Origin of the sequence: Bacillus thuringiensis (genome assembly GCF_001455345.1) — a bacterium.
Classification (GTDB): domain Bacteria; phylum Bacillota; class Bacilli; order Bacillales; family Bacillaceae_G; genus Bacillus_A; species Bacillus_A thuringiensis_N.
This window is the reverse complement of sequence record NZ_CP013274.1, coordinates 771889-797972: the sequence shown is the minus strand read 5'-3', so window position 1 is coordinate 797972 and position 26084 is coordinate 771889. Positions and strand designations below refer to the sequence as shown.

Sequence of the window (26084 nt, the reverse complement as noted above, 5' to 3'; positions counted from 1 at the left end):
ACTCCTATCCAATATTTACATTATGCTTTTCTTGTAATTGAACTGGCGCCATTTTTACAATTCGGTTCAAAATAAATAACACAATTCCAATATCATCTAAAATACCGATAAACGGCAGGAAGTCTGGAATTAAATCGAGCGGCATCGCTACATAACCAACTAAAAAAGCAATGGATAAAATTTTCTTCTTTATTGAAACCTCTTTTGAAGTAAAAAAGTCAAATAGGAATGGAACAAATCGGCGAACATGAAAGACAACTCTTAATCTACTAATAAGTTTTTTCATTTTTATTTCTCCTCTCTTTGTATACAAAAAGGACCCTACCAAATATGGTAAGGGTCCTAAAAAAAGACAATAAGGGGCCTTTACCATTGCTGGTAAAGGTCTCACTAACAACGAAACGTTGCCAATAAAGCCGAGGGTTTCTCCCTGTAATGACGACTTTACTGTAATAAGTTACTCCCCTTTATACACAATTTTATACACTCACATTAAAATATTTCGGAGGGCTTGTCAATATATTTTAAGTCTCAAGCCCTTCACTAAAATACAAATACACGTATAGGAAATTTCTTACTATCTCATAATATACATAATCATTTTTGAATGAAAGGAGAGGTTTCATTGCATACCGTATGGAAAGGTGCACTTTCACTTGGACTATTAAATATAGGAATTAAACTATATAGCGCCGTAGAAGAAACCGATATAAAATTTTTAAGTCTCCATAAAGAATGCTTAACACCTATTAAATATAAAAAATTTGCTCCTGATTGTACAGATGAAGAAATTGATGATAAAGATATTGTAAAAGCCTATGAATATGCACCCCATAAATACATCATTATTGATGAAAAAGAATTAGCTGCTTTGCAAAAAGCTCACGAACCACGATCCATTCGGATTATATCTTTTGTCCAAAATAACGAAATTGATTCAGTTCTCTATGATCGTTCTTATTTTATAGGCCCTACTCCAGGACACGAAAAATCATATTTATTATTAAAAGAAGCTCTTGAACGTACAAATAAACTTGGGCTGATTCATATTTCCATTAGAAAAAAACAACATTTAGCTATTATCCGTAACTTTGAAGATGGACTTATGTTGCAAACCATTCACTACCCTAATGAAATTCGCGATATAACAAATACACCTAACTTACCAAGTAATGAAAATTATCCTATCCAAAAACAAGAACTCACCGCAGCAATTAATTTAATCCACCACCTTACAAATCCTTTTGAACAAGAAATGTATACAGATGAATATACAGAAGCCCTTACCGAATTAATCGAAAATAAAGTTGAACAACAGGAAAAAACGGAAACAATCTCTCCTGCTCCAAACATCATCAATATTATGGAGACATTACAGGCAAGTATTGAACAAGCACAAATAAAAAGAGAAAATAAAAAAGAACAAGAGGCCAAATGATATCGGCCTCTTGTTCTTTAAAGCGGATTACATTTCGGCATTTCGAGTCCAGATGATTGAGCTAATTTTAATAAATAATAACATTCCTCTCTTGCCATATGGTCTGCCATTCTCGCTGATAATGCACTTAATATTTCATTCGACAACTCCAATTCTTCAACTTCATGTAAAAAATGTGAAAATAATTTTAGTTCAAGTGAAACATCTTTTGTAAACTTCTTTAACGCTGGAAAATGATGAAGCTCTGTCCGTAAATACCCAGTCATCTCAACTGCCTTTAAGTAAAATTGTTCAAAATGCTTCGTAAATTCTTCGCTTTTCTCTTTTAATCTTTTTTCAACAAGATCTAGCCCACCAGAAATAGAACCCGCATGACCAGCCGCATCCGTTAACCAAACGAGATGATAATGCAGTTCATGAAAAACAGGTGGAACTTCCCCCTTCTTCAAAAACTCTAAAACCGTTATATACTCTTCCACTTCGTTTACCATATGATTAATAAAAGTTGGCGTAAAATGAATGGTAATTTTTCCTTCCAACTGTTTCTGTATAATATTTAATTTAAACGTCCGAATCTCCTTAGCAGCTTGTTCTGCCTCTTTTGAAAATGCAATGAGATTAACAGTATGAATTTTTTTTAGAAAGTCCGTAAACGTCTCAACAAAATAAGTAGCTTTTTTTATATCTTCTTTTTCCTTCGGAGCTAACGCATCAAGTAAAAATTGCGCATGATCAGTAAGTACCTTTAGCCAAAATTGATGCTCAAACAACGCACTTTCTTCATAATTTCTCTCCACTAAATCCCCTCCGTTTATTCACCCTTCTCTACTACTTGAAGCTTATATCCATCTGGGTCTTGTACTACAATACTCCTCGCACATTCATTTTCTGTATATAAAATTTCATAAAACGCTAGCTTCTTTTTCAATTTCTCTATGTTAGAAATCGTAAATGTTAAAGCCTCACATGAATCTGTAACACTTTTTTCCCGCCCACCTAACATGCGATTCATGACAAAACTAATTCTCGTTGAATCAGCATCATACCAAACCCCCGTTACATCTAATTGTGGTCTTTCTAAACTAGGTTTGATTCCTAAAATCCCTTCGTAAAAATACAACGTTTCCTTTAAGTTTTTCACTTCCAATACAATGAATTGTTTCACAGTCTCCACATTCATTCCCCCCGTACCTATTACTTTTTTATATGTGTCATAAATGCTCATTATGTCTGAATACAATACGTAGTAATGAACATGTAAGGAGGTTTATTCGTGAATAAATATATGAGATCATTTGTGCCCTATCATAGCCCTCTCGATCCTTGTCCTCCTATCGGAAAAAAATATTATTCTACTCCTCCTAATTTATTTTTAGGCTTTCAACCGCCAAACTTACCGCAATTCACGCCAAAAGAAGCACTACAAAAAGGGACTTTATGGCCTGTTTTTTATGACTATTATGAAAATCCTTATAAAAAAGGGCGGTGACTACTGACGTGAATCAATCGCTACCAGAAGAATACTACCAGCTTTTACTGGAGCTTCAAGAACTGGACTTTGTACTAGTTGAACTTACTCTTTATTTAGATACACATCCAGATGACACCGCTGCTATTAATCAATTCAATGACTTTTCCTATAAACGAAGAGTATTAAAACAAAAGATGGAAGAAAAATATGGACCACTCCAACAGTTTGGAAATAGCTATTCTAATGCCCCTTGGGAATGGAGCAAAGGTCCTTGGCCATGGCAAATATAAAGGAGAGAAACTATGTGGATTTATGAAAAAAAATTACAATACCCAGTTAAAGTAGGAACTTGCAATCCAGCACTTGCAAAATTATTAATTGAGCAATATGGCGGTGCAGATGGAGAATTAGCTGCTGCACTCCGTTACTTAAATCAACGTTATACAATTCCTGATAAAGTCATTGGTCTCCTTACCGATATTGGTACAGAAGAATTTGCACATCTTGAAATGATTGCTACGATGGTTTATAAGCTGACGAAAGATGCGACTCCTGAACAAATGAAAGCTGCTGGTCTTGACCCTCATTACGCTGATCATGATAGTGCACTTCACTACCATAACGCTGCTGGTGTTCCATTTACTGCAACCTATATACAGGCTAAAGGTGATCCAATTGCCGATCTATATGAGGATATTGCGGCTGAAGAAAAAGCACGCGCAACATATCAATGGCTCATTAATTTATCAGATGACCCAGATATAAATGACAGCCTACGCTTCTTACGTGAACGAGAAATCGTTCATTCACAACGTTTCCGAGAAGCAGTTGAAATTTTAAAAGAAGAACGTGATAAAAAAATATTTTTTTAAAACACATATCCTAGCGATATGTGTTTTTTTACGTTTAAAGTTAAATCCTTCCTATATTAAGCATATAAATAGTATATTTATTCAATTTTACGCATTATTTTAAAATATTTTTAAAATTCCCTATTGCTTTCTAGTCATCAGACCTTTAAAATAATAACAGTTACTCGACAAATTGTTTGAATTTTCGACAAAAATACTCATTAGGAGGATTTTCTTTATATGCGTACAACTTTAAAACCAGCGCAAATTCTTTCGATTAGTTTACTACTATTCGCTGTTTTCTTCGGTGCTGGTAATATGATTTTCCCGCCACTCCTTGGACTCTCTTCTGGAGAGAACATGTGGATCTCCATTACAGGATTTATTATTACAGACGTCGGTTTATCTTTACTAGCTATCGTCGCTGTTGCCCTTGCCGGTGGTAGTTTTAACACTTTAGCAAGCCGTGTTCATCCAAAATTCGCAGCAGTATTCGCTATTATTATTTATCTTTCAATCGGCCCACTATTTGTTATTCCACGAACTGGATCTGTATCTTACGAAATTGGGATTGCACCACTTTTCCCGGACCAATGGTACTCTATGTTAATTTTTAGTGCTATTTTCTTTACAGTCGTCTACTTCTTATCATTAAATCCATCAAAATTAGTAGATCATATTGGAAAAATATTAACACCAATTTTACTTGTAATTATTGCAATTATGGCAACAAAAGCGATTCTTTCACCAGGAACGTTTGCAGAACCTGTTGGTGACTATAAAGAAATCCCATTTTTCAAAGGATTTCTTGAAGGATTTTTAACATTAGATGCAATTGGTGCTCTCGTATTATCAACAATCGTTGTAAATGCAATTCGCCAAAACGGTATACAAGAGAAAAAATCGATTGCGAAATATACAATTATTTGCGGGAGCATTGCAGCTCTATTTTTAACAATTGTTTATTTCTTACTTGGTTATATCGGCGCTTCAAACGGCAACTTAGGACAATTCGAGAACGGTGGTCAACTATTAGCGACTGTTATGTACCAGTTCTTTGGGACAAGCGGTAATGTTTTATTAAGTATCGCCATTATCTTTGCATGTTTAACGACAGCAATTGGCGTTGTAAGTGCATTTGCAAACTATTTCGCAACAGTATTAACAAATGTTTCATACAAAAAGCTCGTACTATACGTTTGTATCTTTAGCTTCGTGATTTCAAACTTAGGTTTAAGTTTATTAATCAAAATTACATTACCTGTATTAATTATTTTATATCCAATTACGATTATTTTAATTTTCGTATCATTTATTGATAAATATACCAAACGTAAACCTTCTGTCTACATCGGGGCAATGATCGCAGCATTCCTTATTAGCTGTATTCATGCACTTGATAATGTGGGAATGATACCAAGCTTGATTGCGAATATTGTACACACCATTCCTTTTTATAACTTAGGCATTGGCTGGATTATCCCAGCAATCATCGGTGGTATAATCGGATACTTTATTCCGCAAACAGAAGCTGAAGGCGAAGTTTCTACAAAATAAAGAACAGAAGCAAGCATGAAATACATGCTTGCTTCTGTTTATTTTCACATCGTATGCTTAAAAGTAAATAACTCTTCTTTCGACTGCACAACAGATTGTTCCTCTTCTACAATGTCCTTCTTTATCTCTCCTCCTAACCTTACTTTCATCATCGCCTCTTCTATACTTTTTACAATCATATTTCCTGAAAAAATAGTAAGTCCAAAAAATGTAATCGGAACGAGAGGAATCCACGGATTCACTGTTAATGATCTAAAATAGACTCCAATTAACCCTGACCATTCATGTGTATAAGATTCTATTTCTTCTATCGGTCCTAGAAACTTAACCGTTCCGCCAAAGAATATTTCTAGTAACCCTAAGTGCATTAAAATAGTAAGAGTCTGCGTAAACTGCTGAAAAAATACAAGTATAAACGTCATATAAAGATGCGGGAAAAGATGCTTTATAACAATATGTCTTCTCGATCCACCTAATATGCGTGCGGCATCAACAAATTCTTCCGTTCGCAATTTACGAACTTCCTTCGCAACATAGAGCGCAATAACTGGCATTACAAGCATTACAAGTAAGACAACTTGAAACGAAGCTCTTTCAAAAAAGGTTGTTGTTTCCTCTCCGCTTCCAAATGTATTTGCAAATTGAAGGAAGAAATAAGCAATCATAATTGTTGGAATAACTGTAAAACTATCAAAAAAAGCCTCAATTTTTGAAAATCCTCTTTTTATGTACGTTCCCAGTACGACACCAAAAAACACACCTATTACCATTCTAAGTGCCGCAATTAAAATAGATATACCAATCGTCCACTTCGCACCCTCAATGACTAAATGTAAAAGATCATATCCTTTCCGATCTGTCCCGAGTAAAAATTGTAATGAAGGTGAAAACGGTGGTACTTGTGGATTTTCATCCGCATCATATTGCAATGTAACTTGTCTAATATGTCCATCATTCCATAACGTATTTCCGATGCTCAAAAGAACTAATAGGAGAAGAAACCCAATGCTTATCCAAAATCTTTTATCACGTTTTATATATGTCCACATATTATAATCTCTCCTTCATCGCAGCCGGAATGAGATAATGAAACAATTTAAATAAAATAAAAATCGGAATATAAATAAGCAGTACACTAACAATGAAAACCTCAACTCTAATACCCTCATACGATTTCAAAAACATAAAAATGCCACCCGTATTAAAAATCCATTCTATAATATATAAATTAGATAACATAAAAAAGATATTCGTTTTCGCAAAGAATAATGTACTAAGCAACACATTTCGTAAAATATGACGATTTAAAATATGAAAGCGCCCCAGCCCTTTCGCCTTAGCAAATAGTACATAATCTTTTTCTAGTTCATTTTCAAAACGAAGCACGACCATTTTTACAAACATAATCGTAGTCGGGATGCTCAAACACAATATTGGCAACCCTCTAATCGACTCGCCTCCAATTGAAGCAATTTGAAAAGGTAAAAAACCTGTTTGTTTAAAAAACCATACAACTAAAATTTGTGATACTAAAATAAGAAGAATATCTGGAATGGATTCTAGGAAGATAAGAAATGATTTAATTCGATGTTGTATACGCGGTGAACTACTCATAATTACATAAACAATACAAAATGCTACAAATAATGAAATGAAAAAAGCAGCCAAAAAAATAATAATCGTTTCTTTATAATGGACGAACAACTGTGGAAATAAAAATTTATCTCCCACATATTTAAAATTGGAGATGTCCATTAAATTCACAAACACTTCTTGTAAACTCTTTATGTACTGTGATGCATGCAGCTCAAATCCATAAAATAATTTCGGCAATGTCCCTAAACAAATAATACCCAAAATCGAAATAATAAATTGAACCGTCACTTCCATCCCATTCAGAAAAACTTTTTTGACCACGTTTTCCCTTCTCTCTTTATATAATTTACCCTCTAATTTTATTCTTAATTTTCTGAATTGTAAATATTCAAATAAAAAAATCACTAGGTTATGATCCTAGTGATTCTTTCTGTGCGTGCCCTTCTCTTTTCGCAAACGGCATATACAAAATAAAACATCCAATAAGCGCAGCTATTTCTAATGAAATAATATAGTAAGGGTGTGGCCCTAACATATCGAGTAATGAAGCAGTTTCTGGCTTACGAGCTAAAAACATATAATTGCCACCTGTTTTGTAATTTACAAACGAAACAATCGGAATCAATATGTTTAAAAATATCATTGTGCGTTTAATAGATTGTACTGTCGGACGATATCCTTCCACCCAAGTCATAAAGAGCGGTGCCCAAATGAGCAATATATGCGCGATGAAATATTCAATGAAACGAAAATGAGGAAAAGCATACTGCAAGTTTGGCGTTAAAATAGCTTGTGATGCACCAATAATTCCTGTAAAAAATACAATCTCATATATGCGATAACTTTTCGTTATGATCATAATCGACGCTAATAATAAACTAATCGTACATAACTCAAACGGTAATGAAGTGGCTAGCTCAAAAATCCCTGCTTTCCACTCCCACATATGCAGTCCAATTTCACTCCCTATAAATAGAAATGCAATCGCATATCGAACCGTTATATTCCACTCATTTTGACGTAATACATCTTGGTATTGATATAAAAAAACGATTCCCACCAACATAATAAATAATATAATGGCATGTTGCCTTGAGTAGGGAATAAACGGTTTTAATGGATGCGCACTAAAATAAGCTTCCATCTTCCTTCCTCCTCTCCTTCATACAATATTATTGTAAGAAAGAAACAACGAGTCAATTCATTTGCTTACACTGGGACAAGCTCTACCTTACATTTACATATTCATACCTTACAAAACTGTAAGGTTATTGTAAGCTAAAACGATTTGTCAGATTCTTCACCTCTTCTATACTTAATGTAGATACTAAAACGAACGAAAAGGTGATAAATAGATGAAGAAGAAAAATAAAGTGTTAATTACTAGTGTAGTAGCAATCGGAATTGCAGCTGGATCATACTTTGCATTTGCTGGTGGCGGTTCAGAAGTAGCAATGGCATATAGCGGATATAAAGTAACTGAAAAACAAATCCAAAACGCGCAAAAATTTGGTGGCGAAGTTATTCCAAATGGAATTGAAACTATTTCATTCGATCCAACAAAAGGAACATATGAATTAGCTGTTAAAAAAGGCGATGAAGTGAAAAAGGGTCAGCTTCTATTTAAATACAATGACCCGACTGCGAAACAAGGTGTAACAGAAGCCGAAATGCAAAAGAAAATCGCACAAAAAGAAGTGACATTGTTCCAAAAACAAATTGATGCAGCGAAACAAAAATTACAAAAAGATAAAAATGCAGGCCTTCCTGCTGAAGCATTAAAAGCATCTGAAATTGAAGTACAACAATTAGAATCACAGCTTGAAATGAAAAAGTTTGAAGTTGAAAAATCTGATGAAATGATTAAAGCTGCAAAAGAGAAAGTAAATACACTTTCTGTAACGAGCCCTGCTGATGGTGTAATTGATGATATCGTAAAAATCGCTGATGAAAAAACAGGTATGAGCGGTATTACACTTCGTCACGCTGGCCCATTTAAAGTAAAAGGTCAACTTTCTGAATATGAGCTTGCTAGTATGAAAGTTGGGCAAGAAGTAACTGTTTCTTCAAAAACGGTCGCTGGTAAGACTTGGACAGGAAAAGTAACTGAAATCGGTTCTACACCATTAAAGAGTATGGACGAAAACAAAACAGTTTCTAACTATCAATTCACTGTCACATTAGATAATAGTGAGGAATTACAAAACGGCTTCCACGTTTACGTAACAAGTAAATCTGGTGAAGCAACTGGTACAATTGTTCCGAAAAGCAGCATCGTGAAAAAAGGTGACAAAAATGTTGTCTTCGTTGTGAAAGACGGTAAGGCGAAAGAACAAGCAGTTACTGTTGAATTCGAGACTGATAGCGAAGCAAAAGTTTCTGGAGTGAAAAAAGGTGAGGAAATTATTTCTAAACCTGAAAAAGACTTAAAAGATGGTATGGAGGTTGTCGCCCAGTGATTAACTTAAAAGGCATCACGAAATCCTTCCAAAATGGTGCAGAATCCGTTCAAATATTACACGGAATTGACGTAACACTGAACCAAGGAGAATTCACTTCTATTATGGGGCCTTCTGGTTCTGGTAAATCAACATTAATGAACATTATCGGTTGCTTAGATAAACCGACGACAGGTACGTACGAACTAGCCGGTCAAAATATTTCAAACATGACTGAAACAGAACTTGCACACGTACGTAATAAAGAAATCGGATTCGTATTCCAAAACTTCATGTTATTACCGAGACTTACAGCACTTCAAAATGTAGAGCTACCTCTTATTTACGCTGGAGTTGATAAAAAGGAAAGACGTGAGCGCTCATTAGCCGCTTTAACAAAAGTAGGTTTAGCTGATCGTGCTACTCACTTACCGAACGAATTATCAGGTGGACAAAAACAGCGTGTCGCTGTTGCACGTGCAATCGTAAATAATCCAAAGTTCATTTTAGCCGATGAACCGACGGGGGCACTTGATACGAAAACAAGTACACAAATTATGGACCTCTTTTACGAATTAAACAAACAAGGCTCAACAATCATTATGATTACCCATGATCGTGAAATTGGGGAAGCTGCAGCACGTCAAATTGTAATTCGTGACGGAAATATCGTCCAAGATTGGAGAGGTTAATTTTGAACACGAGTGAAAATATACGCATGGCCCTTTCCTCTATCTTTGCTCATAAAATGCGTTCTATCTTAACGATGCTAGGAATTATTATCGGTATTAGTGCCATTATTACTATCATTTCAATGGGGGATGGTACAAATGCAAAGTTTAAAAAAGAGTTAGGCCAAGGAAAAGATAATGAAGTAACGATTTACTACAACAATCCTGATTACGGAACAGATAGTGCAAAAATCACACCTGATATGCTAAACCGTCTTCAAACTGTGTCAGGCGTTAAAGATGTGTATCCAGATGTAAGTATGAAAGTGAAAGCATCTGCCGGTTCAAAAGATGTAAATCTTGATTTAAAAGGTGGAACAGGCGCTTTTATGACAGATTCGAAAATAAAATTAGTTCACGGTCGTGAATTAAATGACAGCGAATTAAATCAAGCAATCCCTGCTGTTATATTAAATGAAGAAGCTTTCAATAAATTGTTTAATGGTTGGGAACCAAATTTATACACAGATATAAAAGGAAAGCCGTATAAAGTAGTGGGTGTGTACGAAACGAAAAACGAATTTGGAATGGCTATGTCAGAAGGTTATACATCACTTGAAAACGCCCCTGTCATTTCAGGAGTAACTGAGTATGACTCTGTAAGATTAACAATGACCTCTCCAACAGAACGTAAAAATGTAGAAAAACAAGCCGTTTCTGTTTTAAACGAAATGAAAGCTCCTAAATTTGAGCACAAATTCGAAGCACAAGACTTAGGTGAATTTACGAAGCAATTAGATGAATCAATCGGTATGATGAAAATGGTATTCGGTGGTATTGCCGCTATCTCCTTACTTGTTGGTGGTATCGGTGTAATGAACATCATGCTTGTATCTGTAACAGAACGTACACGTGAGATCGGTATTCGTAAAGCACTTGGTGCAACACGCGGTAAAGTATTAACACAATTCTTAATTGAATCTTGTATTTTAACAGGACTCGGTGGTTTCATCGGATTCATGCTCGGTATCTTCTTCGCTTGGATCGTCTCAATCTTTGCCGGATGGCCACTCGTTGTCTCAAAAGAACTTGGACTTCTTGCAGTAGGTATCTCAATGTTAATCGGTATTATATTCGGTTTACTGCCAGCTAACAAAGCTGCAAAACTGGATCCAATTGAATGTTTACGATATGAGTAAAAAAGAGGTTGCCTACGTGCAACCTCTTTTTCTATACCAAAAGAAATGAACAACTTTATTATGTGCATCATCTAAGCAAATCTCAAATAACAATATTCGTGTATTAAAAGATTAATTAAGAATTCTTATTTTCACCTTTTTGCGTCCCCACTTAATAGCTTCTCTTTCAGTCGGGAAAAGTACATCAATTATTTTCCCTTTAATAGCACCACCCGTATCACCGGCAATGGCTACACCATAACCCTCAACATCTACTTGCGTTCCTAATGGAATTACTTTAGGATCAACAGCAATTAACTTGATATTTGGGTTTTTCCCTATATCAATACCATATGCAGTAATGCGTTCATGTGGAGGACTGTTCTCTACACTATACGCTGTAGACTCGAAAACCATTTCAATGCCACCGTTTGGATTAATCCATTTTTCCCCTTCATAAGAAATAATCTTTAACCAGCCACTTGTTGTACCATCGATAACAAGCACCTCTTGTGCTGAAAAAGCTTGGCCTCCATTTCCTTTTGTGGATACAAATGATGGTTCATTGTACGTGTAGAATGATTTTTCTACATACTTTTTCTCACCATTTGGATTAATCCATTTTTCTCCTTCATAAGAAATAATCTTTAACCAACCACTTGTTGTACCATCGATAACAGGTACCTCTTGCGCTGTAAAGACTTGGCCTCCTCCTCCTTTCGCAGATACGAAAGATGGCTCATTGTACGTGTAGAATGATTTTTCTACATACTTTTTCTCACCATTTGGATTGATCCATTTTTCTCCTTCATAAGAAATAATCTTTAACCAACCACTTGTTGTACCATCAATCACAGGTACCTCTTGCGCTGTAAAGACTTGACCTCCTCCTCCTTTTGGAGATACGAAAGATGGCTCATTGTACGTATAGAATGATTTTTCTACATACTTTTTCTCACCATTTAAATTAATCCACTTCTCGCCTTCCCAAGTTTGAATTTTCCACCAACCATTATTTCGTTTTTCCCTTATAAGAATGGTTTGAGGCGGATATTCCACGCCTCCATTTGATTTAACTGATGTAAAAGAAGCTTCATTATATGCATAAAATGACTTTTCTACATTTTCCTTCGTATCCGCATTCGCTAATACACCCGTCATTACACTATGTTTTAACATATATATCACCTATATCCTTTCGTATATTTCAATTAATAATCTCTGAAACAATGAATATTTCATTTTAGAAAATTCATTGTGGTTTTTCATAACTATCAAAAACAGCTATCAAAATTGATAGCTGTTTTATAATCTATTAAATCACTTTATTTAATTACCCTTATAAACATCTTAAAAGATGTTTATATGCTAACGTTGCTAACTTATTTTTGAAATCTACCATAACCAAGGAAATGTTTTTGATTATATGAACTAAACACATTTCCTCTTACAACACCCGTCTGTTCACTTCCTGCATGAATGAACTCACCGTTTCCAAGATAAATCCCCATATGTGATGGGCCAGGTGTATATGTGTTTTGTAAAAAGACTAAATCTCCAGGCTGCGGATCATTAAATTTAATTACCATCGGCCAATATCCTGCTACACTATTCCTTGAAATACTATACCCATTATTTTTATATACATAGTATATGAAACCACTACAATCAAAGGAATTAGGCCCCGATGCTCCAAAGACGTATGGCTTCCCTAATTGTTTTAGAGCTAATTCAATTACTCCTGAGACCTCAGAAGCATTTGGATTAATCCATTTTTCTCCTTCATAAGAAATAATCTTTAACCAGCCACTTGTTGTACCATCGATAACAAGCACCTCTTGTGCTGAAAAAGCTTGGCCTCCATTTCCTTTTGCAGATACAAATGATGGTTCATTGTACGTATAGAATGATTTTTCTATATACTTTTTCTCACCATTTGGATTGATCCATTTCTCTCCTTCGTAAGAAATAATCTTTAACCAACCACTTGTTGTACCATCGATAACAGGTACCTCTTGCGCTGTAAAGACTTGGCCTTCTCCTCCTTTTGGGGATACGAAAGATGGCTCATTATACGTGTAGAATGATTTTTCTACATACTTTTTCTCACCATTTGGATTAATCCATTTTTCTCCTTCATAAGAAATAATCTTTAACCAACCACTTGTTGTACCATCAATAACAGGTACCTCTTGCGCTGTAAAGACTTGACCTCCTCCTCCTTTTGGAGATACGAAAGATGGCTCATTGTACGTATAGAATGATTTTTCTACATACTTTTTCTCACCGTTTGGATTGATCCATTTTTCTCCTTCATAAGAAATAATTTTTAACCAGCCACTTGTCGTCCCATCGATAACAGGTACCTCTTGTGCTAAAAAGGATTGGCCTCCTCCTCCTTTTGCAGACACAAATGATGGCTCATTATACGTATAGAATGGTTTCTCTACATACTTTTTCTCACCATTTAAATTGATCCACTTCTCGCCTTCCCAAGTTTGAATTTTCCACCAACCATTGTTTCGTTTTTCTCTTATAAGAATTGTTTGAGGCGGATATTCCACGCCTCCATTTGATTTAACTGATGTAAAAGAAGCTTCATTATATGCATAAAATGACTTTTCTACATTTTCCTTCGTATCCGCATTCGCTAATACATCCATCATTACACTATGTTTTAACATATATATCACCTTTCCTTTTCTTCTACTTAATTTATATAAAGTAACGATCCTATTAATTTCAAATAATACTTAATAAAAAATATAAAAGGCCACTTAAATAAGTTGGCCTTTTGTATTATCTAATTACTACATGTTCTTCACGAATCCAACGATTCCCACCAATATCAACATGTCCATCTTGACGCCCAAATAATCGATACGGCTCGCTACCATCGACAAAACCAGTATCTTTTCCATTCGGTCCATCGTAATGTCTAATTTGATAACCAGAAGGATATTTTGAATAAGCATAAAACCATTGAACATCGAAATGCTCTAATTTTGCCCATTGTTGATCCCCGCCGAAATTAATCATATATTCTGGGATCCACCAAGCTTTATAAATTAAATATGGGTTTTTATCTTTAATAGAATTACCTGAAAATATAAAATCAGTTGGATTTGTATTTAAGTTCACCTCATATCCAACAGGATATTTTGAGATAGCGATCCCAATACCTACCGGTCGACTTTGTTGCCCATTGTTATCACCATTTCCATCAAGAAACCAAGATAATGACTTGTTACCAATTAAATAATTCAAATCACATTTACCAATACCAGATACATTTCCTGTCTCAGTATACTGCCAAATGTCACAAGGATAAGCTGGTTTATTCCCGCCATAACGTGGAATCCATGTAAAATCAGCTTTAATATTTGCTGCACCAAACGCTTCATAAGTATGATGCCCTACGTATAAACCAACTTTTTTTGCTCCTAAACGGCGTAATTCATCGATAAATGCTTGCGTCCCACTTTGCATATCACCCATTGTCTTAACCTCAACGTCTGCAACCCAAAATAATGCACCTTTGTCACCTCGCGCCCAAAAATCTTGCGCTTCTTTCTTAGCATCCGCAACAGACGTAAAGCGGCAAAATGCGTAATTTCCATACGGTACTTTATAACTTTTCATAGCTTGAACGTATTCTTTATACATAGGATCTACGTAATTTGAGCCATCTTGCACCCTAGCAATAACTAAATCAAGCTGTGGAGCCGCTACACTCCAATCTATATTACCGTTCCATTTTGAAATATCTACAATGTGTCCCATTACTTCATTTCTCCTTTTTATGTTCTTGTTTTTGTTCATTATTTAAAACTTCAACAGCACTGATTAATATTTTCGGAATCTTAATCCCTATACGACCAGCATTTTCTAAAACTGATAATGCTTCATTTCCTATAAAGAAAAAGATTGTTGCTTCTCGAATTCCACTATTACTACCAAATAATGAATCTAGCTGTGCTGCAACTCCAATTAATAAAAATAACATCACCTTTTTAGCAATGCCCTTAAAGCCAACTTTACTTTTCAATTCTCCGCTATACCCTGCTGCAATCATTCCAGACAGATAATCAATAACTGCTATTATTACCAATACTTTCAATGCAACATCAAACCCTCCAAAAAAATACCCACAAAAAGCTCCGAATGTCGCTCCAAATATCTTTATTAAGCTAGCAATATGAGCCACGTTCCTTTCTCTTTTTTCAAATAAAAAAGAAAGACAAATGTCTCTCTTCGCTTTTTATTAAATCACTAAGATTTATTTGTATAGGAGGGATAGTTTTTATCTTTAATAACCTTTTCCATACTAATTAATTTTTAATTAGGCTACGCTTTGCACCTTTATAGTTACTTAATTCTATATTTTTCCAAATTTGTTGATTCAGGAGAAGTGTATACATATTTTCTTCCTTTATCATACCTCCTTGTACTACTCTTTTACCTAATACACCAAAAGCTATTTCGCTACTTTAAATGTATTAAGTTTGAGAGTATATAAACTCATTCAACCCTTAAAAATACTATCTTCTCATTCCTAAACTTGCTTAAATGTAGGAGGTTAAACATACATGAAATAAAAAATATTCATTTGTATATTTAGCTCAGATAATATCTACAAAGTTGAGTAATACACACACCACACAGGAGTACTCTTACCTCCAAGGCCCCGCTGGTTATCTACGCGAACAAAGTGCATGGTGACCTATGAAAGCATCACTGTACGATAACCCGAGTGCGTCCTATTCTGGTGGAACGCTTATTCACCAGAAGGGATTTTGTTTTCCCCTTCTGATACTAAGATTATCATTCATCCATATTTATAAATTCCCCTTAATTATCCCTCTCTTCATCGGAAATTTCTCCTTCTACTATCTTTATTGATTATGTAAATCTATTGAAAATATCTCACTATTTTCCCATTCGGATATAGTAAACCTTTACTTATGATGCTCAAATCACCCCTAAAGCCGTAGCAATTAAGCGAAGAGCATTCTTCTTCTTTTCATAATAAGAGTCTTTCTTTATTAACAATTCATTATAAATATAATTATCTCTTAATTTTTGATCGCTTAAATACTTCATCTCAATAATGTTTCTCTCGTCCTCATCTAAGCTATACTTTAAAGCTTTTTCAACCTGTCTATACTTCATTTGATTAATCTGCTTAGTATTACAAATTTCAGGAAACAAATTAATTCCTCCCTGCTGTTGCCCAATCTCATCCCCAAAACGCACCTTTAATGCACGATGTTCCTTTAAAATACTTATAACTACTTTTTGTATTTTCTTTTCTGTTTCTTTATCCATAATTGATAATAAAATTGGTTGTTCCAAATTAAAAACCTCCCAAGAATATAATTTATTTTCGTATAAAATCCTTCTTACTTTTAAAAGATCGCTCTATATTTATTGGAGAATATAATTAAATCTACTCATTAAAATAAAAGCATCTTTTCTAATGAGGGCATATGCCCCTCGAGTTTCACACAGTGAAACTTTTCGTTTAAAATTTTTTTCATGTTATTAAAAGATTATTACTACCTCTCTTCAACATTACGTATTTCACAAATTGAAGGATCCAACATTTCTTTAAATAGCCCCATATTATATCAATCCTTTCCTCTTTACGATTCCTATTAGTAAACTTTATAATGAAAATAAGAGTTATTTTGGAAACTCGTTTAAAGGGGAGACAATATACAGTGGAAATAAAGGATAGATTAAAACAAATCAGAATAGATAGTAAGCTAAGCCAAGAACAATTCGGGAAAGAGGTTGGCTTAACAAAAGGAACTGTTTCTAAATTTGAAAATGGGAAAGCCTTTCCTGGACGAGAAACATTAGAAAAAGTTTCAAAAAGATTTAATGTTACTATTGACTACTTATATGGAGAAAGTAAAGAAATAGATTTAAATGCACACAAATATAAAAAGTTTAAAGAAATCATGGAATGGCTAGAACCGTTACCAAAAGATGAAAAAGATATAGCATTAGAACAAATGCTTTCTATCGCTCAGGCGCTAAATAAAAATCATACGAAACCTGAGAAGAAATAGCCTATTTATTTAGAAGAATGGCTATTTCTTTTAATTTTTTCTATGTATTCATCTAATTTCTCTGGGGCTATCTTTACTATCGTATTTATAAATAGCTTAACGATTTCCTCTTTTGTCATCTCCAAAATCCTCCATCACCTTTAACAGGATAATGATTTCTTACTGAACTACTTTCCAACTTATCATTACTAAATTTTCTTTATTTAATCTCCCTCCTATATATACTCATTTTCATAACTATTTGTATATGTTAAACCACGCACCTAATTCCCAAAAAATACTACAAAATATCTTTATGAATATTTTACCACCAATCGAACTTTTGTTCTATATTTAGTTTATAATTCTTTAAAAAACAGCGTATAATCATTCTATTATTTGTAATTCGAAGCAAATCTCCACTATTTTTTATTGTATTGAAGAATAATTCAATTTTATCAACGTTTTATTAAAAATATGAATCTACAGGAATTCACGAACCAATTCATAACAATATCGTCCCTTTAAATCATGTTTCTTCTATTATATATGTTTCATGTTGCGATTATCTTTTTATCCTTGCAACTTTCATTTCACATTACCACTATCCTACAATCCTATTATTGCAAAAATAATATGTGACACCCTAAAATCAAGGCGTAATTTTTTCCATACCTCGACTTATTTTGTAACAATTATAGCGATATTTTATTAAATTTCACCTCATTTCTATTTCTCCACAACTGAAATAGTTATTTTTGCATAACTACTTTTCTGTTCCGACAGCAAAATACGCTATTTTTGTAACACTTAAGAAACAATCACGTAATACCATAGAAACATTATTAACCTATTAGAAATTGAAATACTCCTCTTTTTATGTATCATATGCTCTAACATCCCCTAAAAACTATATGAAAGCGCTTTTAGGATATTACTGGAATTATTACAGAATATTAATGACCCGTTACGAAAGCTTTGTAATTCTATGTTTTTCGCAAATAAGAAAATAATGGTTGCTATAATGAGGTCAACGAAAACAAATGCAATGGAGGCTATTATGAAAAAATTTATGGGTATAGCAACAGCAGCGGTTTTTGGTCTTGGGATTTTCACAACATCTGCTAAAGCAGAAACAATCGTAACGACTGATGTACTAAACGTACGAGAAAACCCAACTACTGAATCACAAGTTGTAGGAAAATTATTAGATGGATATAAAGTTAACGTTTTACATACAGAAAACGGATGGTCAAAAGTGAAATTGAATAGCGGTAAAGAAGCTTTCATTAGCGCTGACTATACAAAAGACACTTACTACGTAACAGCTAGCGTATTAAACGTACGTGCTGGTGCAAACACAGACTCAGAAATTCTTGGTAAATTGAAACAAGATGATGTAATTGAAACAACACACCAAGTACAAAATGATTGGATCCAATTTGAATATAACGGAAAAACAGCTTATGTTCATGTTCCTTACTTAACAGGTAAAGCTCCAATTAAAGTACAACCAGTAGTTAAAGCTGAAAAAACAACTAAAGTTCAAGATACAGCTAAAGTTCGTGAAGCAGCTAAAGCTCAAGAAGCAGCTGAAACTCAAGCAAAAGCTAAAGCAGAGGAAGCAACTAAAGCTCGTGAAGCGGCAGAAGCTCAAGCAGAAGTTAAAGCTCAGGAAGCAGCTAAAGCTCGTGAAGCAGCTAAGGCTCAAGCAGAAGCTAAAGCTCAGGCAGACGCTGAAGCTCAAGCAGAAACTAAAGCTCAAGAAGCGGCTAAAGCTCGTGAAGCAGCTAAAGCTCAAGAAGCAGCTGAAGCTCAAGCAGCGGCTAAAGCTCAAGAGGCAGCTAAAGCTCGTGAAGCAGCTAAAGCTCAGGCAGACGCTGAAGCTCAAGCAGAAGCTAAGGCCGAAGAGGCAGCTAAGGCCCGTGAAGCAGCTAAAGCTCGTGAAGCGGCTAAAGCTCAAAAACCAGCTACACAACAACCTGTTACAAAAGAAACTGAGAAAAACACACAATCTTCTTCTCGTGAGTTCCAAGTTGTAGCAACAGCTTATACAGCAGATCCACTTGAAAATGGTTATAAAGCAGGCGACCAAGTAAAATCAGCTTTAGGCCACAACTTAACAGCTAATCCAAACATGAAACTAATTGCAGTTGATCCAAGTGTCATTCCATTAGGTTCAAAAGTATGGGTTGAAGGTTACGGAGTAGCAATCGCTGGTGATACTGGTGGAGCTATTAAAGGCAATAAAATCGACGTTTTAATGCCAGATAAAGGTACATCAAGTAACTGGGGACGTAAAACAGTTACAGTTAAAGTATTAAACTAGTTAGTAAAAAAAGAGCCAGCCTCATCATCGAGGCTGGCTCTTTTTTATGATTCTTACATTCTTTCTTTCTCTTGAAAGTAAGTAATATTGTCTCGAAGCCACTTCCTCTCCGACATAAACAAGTTTCCACGTTTTTTGTACACTTTATCAAATATCTTTAAAACTTCTTCATGATTAGCAAACTTATGTAAGAAACGAAGAGCAATGATAATCTCTGCTTCATCCGTAGGCTCTACTTCATTTTTACGTCTTCTAGCAACAATTTTATTCACACGTTCGCAAATTGGTCTCATTGCCATTTCATCGCCATACGTATAAATAGCTCGAACAGCTTCATATTTCACCATCACATTTCTATCCTGTAAAGCTTCAATATAAACTATTTGTAAGTCCGATCCCCCTATTTTTGCTAACACCTCAATAACAGTTGAACGAACATAGGCACTATTACTATATAAAAGCTTTGTTAACGGCAGAATCGATTGCTTCGTTCCAATCTCAAACAATGTATAACAAATATTTGTAATCTCATCTTTATTTTCTTCAGTATCCAGCAACTTTAGCAACGCACTTTCCGCTTCTAATGATTTATATAACTTTAAGGAAGAAACTGCCCAATAACGAACACTATCGTTTTTATGATAAATATACGGAATGATTTTATTTGTACTACTTACTTCTGGCAATGTATAAATATTACTAAGCAGTTCACTTAACAAAGTCGGGCTTTGTTCACATTCCAAACGATCTATAAGATAATCAGCAATATAGATTTTCTTCGTATTGATAGCGAGTTTCGTCATTACATAATATATATCTTTCTTCATAGCTATTTTTTTTGCTTTGATTACCTTCTGCTGTAAATATGGAAAAGTTAATAAGTCATTTAACGCTTTTGCTTCATCATACGCACGATGCCAAATCTCTGTTTCTTCATCAGCCATCCGCCTTAATAAATCATCTATATACTCTTCCATCTCCTTCTCTCCCGTCCAAATTAAGTCTATCTCTTTGCATTCTATATACAATAGATTACTATTTCAACAGAAAAAAGAGGATGCCACAGCACCCTCTTCTTGCACTTCCCTATTCCACACAAGTAAACTGTGTCCAAGCCCCTACATAATCTAGTAAGAATAACTCTTCTTCTGCAATTGTACCGACAATATTTTTCCGTTCATCTATCGGCATTTCTTTTAGAATGATTTGCAGTTCACCTTTATACTTTCCGAATGAGTTGTTACCTATTACAACTTGCCCTCTTTCCTGTCGTACACTTTCGCGCACTGGAAAGTCATAGTCTTTGTACTTTTTACGTACTTCTGTAGAACGTACCATATATTCTGTTATGTCGCCGCGTCTTACGTGTAATTCTTGCAGTGTCGCTTTCTTCTCTACTTCAGTCACTTCGTCTACAAAATGTACCTTTAGCTGTAACATGTAACGATTTAAGTTTCCTAGTTTCTCTAACTCTTCTTCACTCGCATAAGCATTTCCGATAATAACATCATCAATAAGCCTTGTTGCCCATAAATGCTTCGCTTGTACTTCAATCGGTAAGTTACGATGTTGTTCTAGCGTACATAGTCCGTCGTTAATATCCCATGGACCGATTTCAGCTGCATGTGACGTAATAAAGGCCGCCGTGCGAATACCGTGTTTTTTAAAACGTTCACTACAGCGAATGAAATAATCATACGGAAGACCAGTGAACTTTTGCGGATAGAAGTTATGACAACCAATTAAAGCTGACTTATTCGCCTGATGCGAAAGGATATTTTCTAAGTATGCAATATCGTTACTTACGTTTAGCTCAATTTTTAAGCCATACGGATTATTCGTCATTTTTGCTTCTGTTAATCCGTCAAAACCTAGATCTAAACGAATACCATCTGCACCTAACTCTGCAAAGAATGATAGATCGCTATAGCTAATACCAAGTTGATCAAATACTGCCGGAGCTACATCTAAAATAACTTCCATATTGTTATCTTTTGCATGATGAATAATTTCTTTAAATTCAGCTACAATTTCTTCTTTCGGACGATTCACAGATAATAGACATGTGAATATTCTTGAAAAACCGTGGCGTGCCGCTGCCGAAATGTATGCCATATCTTTTTCTTTCGTTGAATGTTCTGGATAAAGTGAAATTCCTAATTTACGCTCCATGCTTTTGCATCTCCTTCACACGTTGTATTAATGCCATGCTCGTAAATCTATATTTTGCAGATAAACACGTTGCACATAAAATCGTTGGTACAATGATAACGTACGGTGATTGCAAGCTTAGCATTACATATGCACCCATTGAACTACCGATAAATACAATTGATACTAGTAGTAAAACTAATAACGATTTACTTTGTACCCATTTTGAATAATGTGCAATACACTGTCCCGCTACGAATGTAATTAAGATGATAATTGATCCGAGCATTCTGTTTTCTCCTCTCCTGCTAATTGTTGTTTCTCATACATTTTGAAGAATGGGTAGTAAATAACGAATGAGATAACAAAGTTAACAAGTACAAGTACACCAGCCATAATTGTCCAGTCCGTACTAATAATCGCTGCAATTGGCGCTAACATCGTAAATGGCAGTTTCGCCATCATCAACGGAATCATACCTGAAACAACTGCGAAATATGATACTGTCGTTGTAACTAAAGGTGTAATAACGAACGGAATGATTAAGATTGGGTTCATTACAATCGGTGCCCCAAAAATAATTGGTTCGTTAATATTGAATAAACCTGGTACGAATGATAATCTACCTAATTCTTTTAGGAACTTAGATTTAGAGAACATAAACATAATTACTAAAGCTAACGTTGAACCTGATCCGCCAATCCATACGAACCATTGAATAAATTGCTCTGTAAATAAGTTTGGTAACTGATGTGCATTTCCTGTAGCTGTGAATACTTCCATATTTTCAAGAATTGCTGAATCCCACATTGGGCGAATGATTGGTCCTAAAATCGCAGGTCCATGTATACCGAATGACCAGAAGAATACGATTAAGAATACTGTTAATAAACCGCCGAATAAATTATTTCCTACTAATACTGATTTTAGTGGTGCGATTAAATATGTGATTGTTGTGTTTACATCAAATTTCAAACCGTAACGAATACCCCAGAATAAAAGAATAACGACTAACGTTGGAATTAATGCTGCAAACGAATTTGAAACTGCTGGTGGTACACTATCTGGTAATTTAATTGAGATATTATGCTTAATCATAAAGTGATAAATTTCTACTGCAATTAAAGCTGTAACAATTGCGCCGAATAAAGATGTGGCACTTAATGTTCCTACTGAAATATATCTACCTGCATCAATAACACCTGGTACAGCTTTCGTAATTTGAATTGGTTCAACTGATGCTAGTAAAAAGGCGAGTACAGATAATAACCCTGCACTTAACTGATTGAGCTGATAAAAATTCGCGAGCGAAGCCCCTACCCCAAATGCTGCGTATAACGCCATTAGTCCTACTGTAAATCGGAATGGGATATCTAAAATATGGCGAAACGGTGCAATCCACTCCATATATGCATCAATTGGTAAGTTTAAAAAGATAACGAAAAATGATCCGACAATCGTTAAAGGTAATGTAGAAATAACCCCGTTTCGAATTGCTAATAAATGTCGCTGTCCGGCAATCTTTTGTGTTGTTGGCATAATCTTTTGTTCCATAAAACTCATAAATCCATTCATCAAAACCCCTCCTCGTTCTCTTTTCTATGAAAGAATGAAATAAAGTTATAACATTATAATGTTTATATTTAAAAAAATATAATTATGCTAAAACTAATTGTTCTGCTTGTTTCAGTACTTTCAAACCATCACACATGCCATAATCTCGTTGGTCTATAATCGCAACTGGTATATTGTATGAATTTGCAAGAAACTCTACGGCTGGAAATAAATATTTCACTTGCGGACCAATTAAAACAACATCAGCATTTTTTATTTCCAGTTTCACAAGTTCTGAATCAACTGCTTTAATTTTATAATTCTTCCCTTGTTTCATTGCCTCTTCTTGCATTTTTCTTACAACCATACTCGTTGACATGCCTGCTGCACAACATAATAAAATGTACATCTTATACTGTCACTTTCTCTTCTACTCGTTTATGAAGAGTAATAAATTCTTCAGCAAGTTCTTTCACTGTAATTGCATTCATTAAATGATCTTGTGCATGCACTAACAGTAAACTGATTTCTGCATGATTTCCTCTTGCTTCTTCTTGAATTAAGTCCGTTTGAATGCGATGCGCTGCTGAAATTTCTTCACTAGCAAGTGTCATCTTTTCACTCGCATTCTCAAAATCTCCTTGTCTTGCAAAAGCAATTGCTTCAAGCGATGCGCTTCTCGCGTTGCCACCATGTAAAATTAACGCAAATGGAGTTTGCATATCAGTCATTTTAAATTCCCCCAAGCTATCTTTTTTCTATATTTTCATCTTATTATGAAAACGCATACAATTAAACATAAAAAACTTCCGTTATGTAACGGAAGTTTTTATATACTTTTTTAAACCGATAGTAACATCTCTTGAAAATCTTCAATACCTTCTGTTTGAGTTAGTTTCTCTATCACACTTTGACTAGACATAATATCATATAAAAAATCATAAAGCCGTTGTAAATCTTCATTATTATTGCGCTTTACACTAAATAAAATAATTAGTTGTACTTTTTTATCTCCCCAATCAACAGCCTTTTCAAGTGTACAAAATATCAAAAATGTTTCCGCACTTAATAACTGCATCGGATGAGGAATCGCAACTAAATTCCCAACCGCTGTCGGAGATGTATTTTCTCTTTCCATAACAGAATCATAAAAGTTTTCTGGTACATAGTTTTTCTGAGCAGCTTTCTCACATAAAAACTGAATAACCTCTTCTTTCGTAGAAGCACTATGATTTAAAAAGATTAAATCTTCCTTAATATATTGCTGCACACTATTATTCACATGTGTAAACAACTGCTGACCAATTGACTTAATCTCTTTATCGTCAAATATTGAGTTTACTTTTATAACAGGCACAGGTAAACCACTTGGTATATGAATCGTACTAATAATACAATCTATCTTTTCTTTATAAAGATCCTCCACTTTCAATTGATAATAACCGGTAATACCTACAATCTCTAATTTATCTCGGAACTGTGATAGAATTTTATATTTCAATAGTTGGGCACTTCCTTGACCAGTTGCACAAACTAATAAACATCTTTTCTTTTGATTCTGTTCCTGTAAACGACTCATCGCTCCGCCGAAGTGAATTGCAATATAACCAATTTCACTTTCCGGGATCGATTCTCCTGTATATTCACCAATTATCTCTCCAACGAGAACCGCAATTTCAAAAGCATACGGATAATTCTTTTTCACTTCTGCCAAAAGAGGATTTCTCGTATTTAACTTATACTTCAAACGATTTAATAATGTTTTTAAATGGACACCAAACCCAAATAATAATTCTTCATCATAATAAAAAATAAGATTCCGTTCTTCCGCTACTTTAAAAAGAATATGTTGCATGAATGCATATAGATCTTTCCCTAATAGTTCTTCCACATTTTCATAACGATCTTTCGCTGTAACAGCAGTGCTTAATAAATGCATTGTCACATATAAAACTTCTTCTTCTGGAAATGAAAGATGCAACTCTTTCTCTAAATCTCCTACAATCTGTTTCGCAATTGCATATTCTTTCTTTATAATAAGTTCCGCTTGCTCCTTATTTAGTCCTTTCATATAATGTTGATGTTCACAACGCCTTAATGCAATTGCAATATGAATGACTAAATTATCAATTTCTATATCTGATAAATATATCGTCCCTCCCTCGATATACTTTAATATAACCGAACGGATAAGCGGTATATGAGGTAACGATAAATATGTATCACTCTGCTCAAATTGCTCATGAAACAGAGTATGGTCATAACGCGGTAAACCATATTGTGATAAACAAGAACGAATATGAAATTCCTCACCCACAATACGTATACCATAATACGGTCTCTTTTCAATTTGCAGTTTATAGCGACTACATATATCTGTAACATCTTTCATAATTAAATTTACAGTCGATTTACTCACATAAATCTCCTCTGCTAACTGTGAAAGCTTTACATACCCTTCTGTCGTTAAAATACGTTGTAGAATGTAAGCTACCCTTTCTTCATAAGACGTTGGGATTTTTTCCGTCTGTTTTTGAAATAGACTCATGCAAAACTCTTCAAACTTCTTCGTTTGTATAATTTCTAGTTCATATCCAGTCCCTCTTTGCGATTCAATTTTCGCTCCGTTTTCTTCCAATATATCATTTAATAATTTTATATCTTTTTGAATCGTCTTCGTTGATACATGTAAACGGCTCGCTAAAAAAGCTCGATTTAACATCGATTTCTCTTCTAAAAACTCCTCTAAAATAGAAATTAATCGCTGATGCACCTTTGTCATAGCTCTTCCTCT

General features: G+C 34.6%; 28 protein-coding genes. 10 read left to right on the top strand and 18 right to left on the bottom strand.

Translation table 11 applies throughout. The annotated features are described in order from the left end of the window. Positions 1 to 4: 4 nt before the first annotated feature. The gene (locus ATN06_RS04345; RefSeq protein ID WP_000733843.1) at positions 5 to 286 is read right to left on the bottom strand and encodes a YkvA family protein; all 282 of its coding nucleotides are present in this window, start codon (positions 284 to 286) and stop codon (positions 5 to 7) included. A gap of 339 nt (positions 287 to 625) precedes the next feature. On the opposite strand from ATN06_RS04345, the gene ATN06_RS04340 reads away from it, so the two are divergent. After that, a complete protein-coding gene (locus ATN06_RS04340) occupies positions 626 to 1438 on the top strand; it encodes a non-homologous end joining protein Ku (RefSeq protein ID WP_060629664.1) in 813 nt (270 codons plus the stop codon). Between the two features lie 17 nt (positions 1439 to 1455). Here the strand turns inward: ATN06_RS04340 and ATN06_RS04335 are convergent, their stop codons facing one another. After that, entirely contained in the window at positions 1456 to 2235 is a 780-nt protein-coding gene (locus tag ATN06_RS04335) for a DUF2935 domain-containing protein (RefSeq protein ID WP_060629663.1), read from the bottom strand. A 14-nt stretch (positions 2236 to 2249) separates the two neighbouring features. After that, positions 2250 to 2663: a VOC family protein gene (locus ATN06_RS04330; protein ID WP_110093209.1), complete on the bottom strand. Its 414-nt coding sequence runs from the start codon at positions 2661 to 2663 to the stop codon at positions 2250 to 2252. Positions 2664 to 2711: 48 nt separating this feature from the next. On the opposite strand from ATN06_RS04330, the gene ATN06_RS04325 reads away from it, so the two are divergent. The 4 genes from ATN06_RS04325 to brnQ2 all read left to right on the top strand — a co-directional run bounded on the left by ATN06_RS04325 (position 2712) and on the right by brnQ2 (position 5317). Further along, entirely contained in the window at positions 2712 to 2927 is a 216-nt protein-coding gene (locus ATN06_RS04325) for a spore coat associated protein CotJA (RefSeq protein ID WP_001046257.1), read from the top strand. A gap of 8 nt (positions 2928 to 2935) precedes the next feature. Further along, positions 2936 to 3199, top strand: coding sequence for a spore coat protein CotJB (locus tag ATN06_RS04320; RefSeq protein WP_001076510.1), 264 nt, complete (start codon positions 2936 to 2938; stop codon positions 3197 to 3199). Positions 3200 to 3211: 12 nt separating this feature from the next. Continuing rightward, entirely contained in the window at positions 3212 to 3781 is a 570-nt protein-coding gene (gene cotJC, locus ATN06_RS04315) for a spore coat protein CotJC (protein WP_000265273.1), read from the top strand. Between the two features lie 219 nt (positions 3782 to 4000). After that, a complete protein-coding gene (gene brnQ2, locus ATN06_RS04310) occupies positions 4001 to 5317 on the top strand; it encodes a branched-chain amino acid transport system II carrier protein BrnQ2 (protein WP_060629661.1) in 1317 nt (438 codons plus the stop codon). Positions 5318 to 5361: 44 nt separating this feature from the next. Here the strand turns inward: brnQ2 and ATN06_RS04305 are convergent, their stop codons facing one another. The 3 genes from ATN06_RS04305 to ATN06_RS04295 form a co-directional block, all read right to left on the bottom strand. Beyond that, on the bottom strand, positions 5362 to 6366 hold the full coding sequence (locus ATN06_RS04305; RefSeq protein ID WP_060629660.1) for an ABC transporter permease: 1005 nt from the start codon (positions 6364 to 6366) through the stop codon (positions 5362 to 5364). 1 nt (position 6367) lies between these two features. After that, positions 6368 to 7234 carry an ABC transporter permease subunit gene (locus tag ATN06_RS04300; protein WP_060629659.1) on the bottom strand — a complete coding sequence of 289 codons (867 nt, stop codon included), beginning with the start codon at positions 7232 to 7234 and terminating at the stop codon, positions 6368 to 6370. A gap of 88 nt (positions 7235 to 7322) precedes the next feature. After that, positions 7323 to 8057: a YwaF family protein gene (locus tag ATN06_RS04295; RefSeq protein ID WP_060629658.1), complete on the bottom strand. Its 735-nt coding sequence runs from the start codon at positions 8055 to 8057 to the stop codon at positions 7323 to 7325. Between the two features lie 211 nt (positions 8058 to 8268). On the opposite strand from ATN06_RS04295, the gene ATN06_RS04290 reads away from it, so the two are divergent. The 3 genes from ATN06_RS04290 to ATN06_RS04280 are packed head-to-tail and all read left to right on the top strand — an operon-like array spanning position 8269 to position 11221. Then, positions 8269 to 9372, top strand: a complete 1104-nt coding sequence (locus ATN06_RS04290; RefSeq protein WP_060629657.1) for an efflux RND transporter periplasmic adaptor subunit — start codon at positions 8269 to 8271, stop codon at positions 9370 to 9372. Beyond that, complete coding sequence (locus ATN06_RS04285) at positions 9369 to 10043, top strand: ABC transporter ATP-binding protein (RefSeq protein ID WP_000609104.1); 675 nt, start codon at positions 9369 to 9371, stop codon at positions 10041 to 10043. The genes ATN06_RS04290 and ATN06_RS04285 overlap by 4 nt, the downstream gene beginning before the upstream one ends. A gap of 26 nt (positions 10044 to 10069) precedes the next feature. Further along, positions 10070 to 11221: an ABC transporter permease gene (locus tag ATN06_RS04280; RefSeq protein WP_410491098.1), complete on the top strand. Its 1152-nt coding sequence runs from the start codon at positions 10070 to 10072 to the stop codon at positions 11219 to 11221. Positions 11222 to 11332: 111 nt separating this feature from the next. Here ATN06_RS04280 and ATN06_RS04275 read toward each other — a convergent pair whose 3' ends face one another. The 5 genes from ATN06_RS04275 to ATN06_RS04255 form a co-directional block, all read right to left on the bottom strand. Continuing rightward, the gene (locus ATN06_RS04275) at positions 11333 to 12379 is read right to left on the bottom strand and encodes a 3D domain-containing protein (RefSeq protein WP_060629656.1); all 1047 of its coding nucleotides are present in this window, start codon (positions 12377 to 12379) and stop codon (positions 11333 to 11335) included. 203 nt (positions 12380 to 12582) lie between these two features. Beyond that, entirely contained in the window at positions 12583 to 13884 is a 1302-nt protein-coding gene (locus tag ATN06_RS04270; RefSeq protein WP_060629655.1) for a C40 family peptidase, read from the bottom strand. A 115-nt stretch (positions 13885 to 13999) separates the two neighbouring features. Further along, positions 14000 to 14983 (bottom strand): glycoside hydrolase family 25 protein, encoded by a 984-nt coding sequence (locus ATN06_RS04265; RefSeq protein ID WP_000509862.1) that lies wholly within the window; start codon positions 14981 to 14983, stop codon positions 14000 to 14002. Positions 14984 to 14987: 4 nt separating this feature from the next. Continuing rightward, positions 14988 to 15407: a phage holin family protein gene (locus ATN06_RS04260; RefSeq protein WP_000930103.1), complete on the bottom strand. Its 420-nt coding sequence runs from the start codon at positions 15405 to 15407 to the stop codon at positions 14988 to 14990. A 764-nt stretch (positions 15408 to 16171) separates the two neighbouring features. Further along, a complete protein-coding gene (locus ATN06_RS04255) occupies positions 16172 to 16555 on the bottom strand; it encodes an ArpU family phage packaging/lysis transcriptional regulator (RefSeq protein WP_060629654.1) in 384 nt (127 codons plus the stop codon). A gap of 368 nt (positions 16556 to 16923) precedes the next feature. On the opposite strand from ATN06_RS04255, the gene ATN06_RS04250 reads away from it, so the two are divergent. Both ATN06_RS04250 and entC read left to right on the top strand, forming a co-directional pair. Further along, positions 16924 to 17277, top strand: a complete 354-nt coding sequence (locus ATN06_RS04250; RefSeq protein WP_000402992.1) for a helix-turn-helix domain-containing protein — start codon at positions 16924 to 16926, stop codon at positions 17275 to 17277. Between the two features lie 916 nt (positions 17278 to 18193). Continuing rightward, on the top strand, positions 18194 to 19585 hold the full coding sequence (gene entC, locus ATN06_RS04240) for a cell wall-binding protein EntC (protein WP_060629653.1): 1392 nt from the start codon (positions 18194 to 18196) through the stop codon (positions 19583 to 19585). A gap of 53 nt (positions 19586 to 19638) precedes the next feature. Here entC and ATN06_RS04235 read toward each other — a convergent pair whose 3' ends face one another. The 7 genes from ATN06_RS04235 to ATN06_RS04205 all read right to left on the bottom strand — a co-directional run bounded on the left by ATN06_RS04235 (position 19639) and on the right by ATN06_RS04205 (position 26072). Continuing rightward, positions 19639 to 20562, bottom strand: a complete 924-nt coding sequence (locus ATN06_RS04235; protein WP_060629652.1) for a HEAT repeat domain-containing protein — start codon at positions 20560 to 20562, stop codon at positions 19639 to 19641. A 109-nt stretch (positions 20563 to 20671) separates the two neighbouring features. After that, entirely contained in the window at positions 20672 to 21757 is a 1086-nt protein-coding gene (locus ATN06_RS04230) for a DUF871 domain-containing protein (protein ID WP_060629651.1), read from the bottom strand. Continuing rightward, positions 21747 to 22025 (bottom strand): hypothetical protein, encoded by a 279-nt coding sequence (locus tag ATN06_RS04225; RefSeq protein WP_060629650.1) that lies wholly within the window; start codon positions 22023 to 22025, stop codon positions 21747 to 21749. Before ATN06_RS04225 ends, ATN06_RS04230 begins: the two co-directional genes overlap by 11 nt. Further along, complete coding sequence (locus ATN06_RS04220) at positions 22001 to 23311, bottom strand: PTS sugar transporter subunit IIC (RefSeq protein WP_060629649.1); 1311 nt, start codon at positions 23309 to 23311, stop codon at positions 22001 to 22003. The genes ATN06_RS04225 and ATN06_RS04220 overlap by 25 nt, the downstream gene beginning before the upstream one ends. Positions 23312 to 23393: 82 nt before the next feature. Beyond that, positions 23394 to 23699: a PTS sugar transporter subunit IIB gene (locus ATN06_RS04215; protein WP_060629648.1), complete on the bottom strand. Its 306-nt coding sequence runs from the start codon at positions 23697 to 23699 to the stop codon at positions 23394 to 23396. A gap of 1 nt (position 23700) precedes the next feature. After that, on the bottom strand, positions 23701 to 24021 hold the full coding sequence (locus tag ATN06_RS04210; protein ID WP_000131338.1) for a PTS lactose/cellobiose transporter subunit IIA: 321 nt from the start codon (positions 24019 to 24021) through the stop codon (positions 23701 to 23703). Between the two features lie 110 nt (positions 24022 to 24131). Beyond that, positions 24132 to 26072, bottom strand: a complete 1941-nt coding sequence (locus ATN06_RS04205) for a BglG family transcription antiterminator (protein ID WP_060629647.1) — start codon at positions 26070 to 26072, stop codon at positions 24132 to 24134. Positions 26073 to 26084: the final 12 nt, after the last annotated feature.

What these genes read in the sequence shown, in the direction of transcription:
- ATN06_RS04275 (WP_060629656.1), bottom strand. Translation starts at nt 12,379, where the DNA reads ATGTTAAAACATAGTGTAATGACGGGTGTATTAGCGAATGCGGATACG.
- ATN06_RS04235 (WP_060629652.1), bottom strand. Translation starts at nt 20,562, where the DNA reads ATGGAAGAGTATATAGATGATTTATTAAGGCGGATGGCTGATGAAGAA.
- ATN06_RS04305 (WP_060629660.1), bottom strand. Translation starts at nt 6,366, where the DNA reads ATGTGGACATATATAAAACGTGATAAAAGATTTTGGATAAGCATTGGG.
- cotJC (WP_000265273.1), top strand. Translation starts at nt 3,212, where the DNA reads ATGTGGATTTATGAAAAAAAATTACAATACCCAGTTAAAGTAGGAACT.
- ATN06_RS04330 (WP_110093209.1), bottom strand. Translation starts at nt 2,663, where the DNA reads ATGAGCATTTATGACACATATAAAAAAGTAATAGGTACGGGGGGAATG.
- ATN06_RS04290 (WP_060629657.1), top strand. Translation starts at nt 8,269, where the DNA reads ATGAAGAAGAAAAATAAAGTGTTAATTACTAGTGTAGTAGCAATCGGA.
- ATN06_RS04205 (WP_060629647.1), bottom strand. Translation starts at nt 26,072, where the DNA reads ATGACAAAGGTGCATCAGCGATTAATTTCTATTTTAGAGGAGTTTTTA.
- brnQ2 (WP_060629661.1), top strand. Translation starts at nt 4,001, where the DNA reads ATGCGTACAACTTTAAAACCAGCGCAAATTCTTTCGATTAGTTTACTA.
- ATN06_RS04265 (WP_000509862.1), bottom strand. Translation starts at nt 14,983, where the DNA reads ATGGGACACATTGTAGATATTTCAAAATGGAACGGTAATATAGATTGG.
- ATN06_RS04225 (WP_060629650.1), bottom strand. Translation starts at nt 22,025, where the DNA reads ATGCTCGGATCAATTATCATCTTAATTACATTCGTAGCGGGACAGTGT.
- ATN06_RS04230 (WP_060629651.1), bottom strand. Translation starts at nt 21,757, where the DNA reads ATGGAGCGTAAATTAGGAATTTCACTTTATCCAGAACATTCAACGAAA.
- ATN06_RS04220 (WP_060629649.1), bottom strand. Translation starts at nt 23,311, where the DNA reads ATGAATGGATTTATGAGTTTTATGGAACAAAAGATTATGCCAACAACA.
- ATN06_RS04215 (WP_060629648.1), bottom strand. Translation starts at nt 23,699, where the DNA reads ATGTACATTTTATTATGTTGTGCAGCAGGCATGTCAACGAGTATGGTT.
- ATN06_RS04210 (WP_000131338.1), bottom strand. Translation starts at nt 24,021, where the DNA reads ATGACTGATATGCAAACTCCATTTGCGTTAATTTTACATGGTGGCAAC.
- ATN06_RS04295 (WP_060629658.1), bottom strand. Translation starts at nt 8,057, where the DNA reads ATGGAAGCTTATTTTAGTGCGCATCCATTAAAACCGTTTATTCCCTAC.
- ATN06_RS04345 (WP_000733843.1), bottom strand. Translation starts at nt 286, where the DNA reads ATGAAAAAACTTATTAGTAGATTAAGAGTTGTCTTTCATGTTCGCCGA.
- ATN06_RS04280 (WP_410491098.1), top strand. Translation starts at nt 10,070, where the DNA reads ATGGCCCTTTCCTCTATCTTTGCTCATAAAATGCGTTCTATCTTAACG.
- ATN06_RS04270 (WP_060629655.1), bottom strand. Translation starts at nt 13,884, where the DNA reads ATGTTAAAACATAGTGTAATGATGGATGTATTAGCGAATGCGGATACG.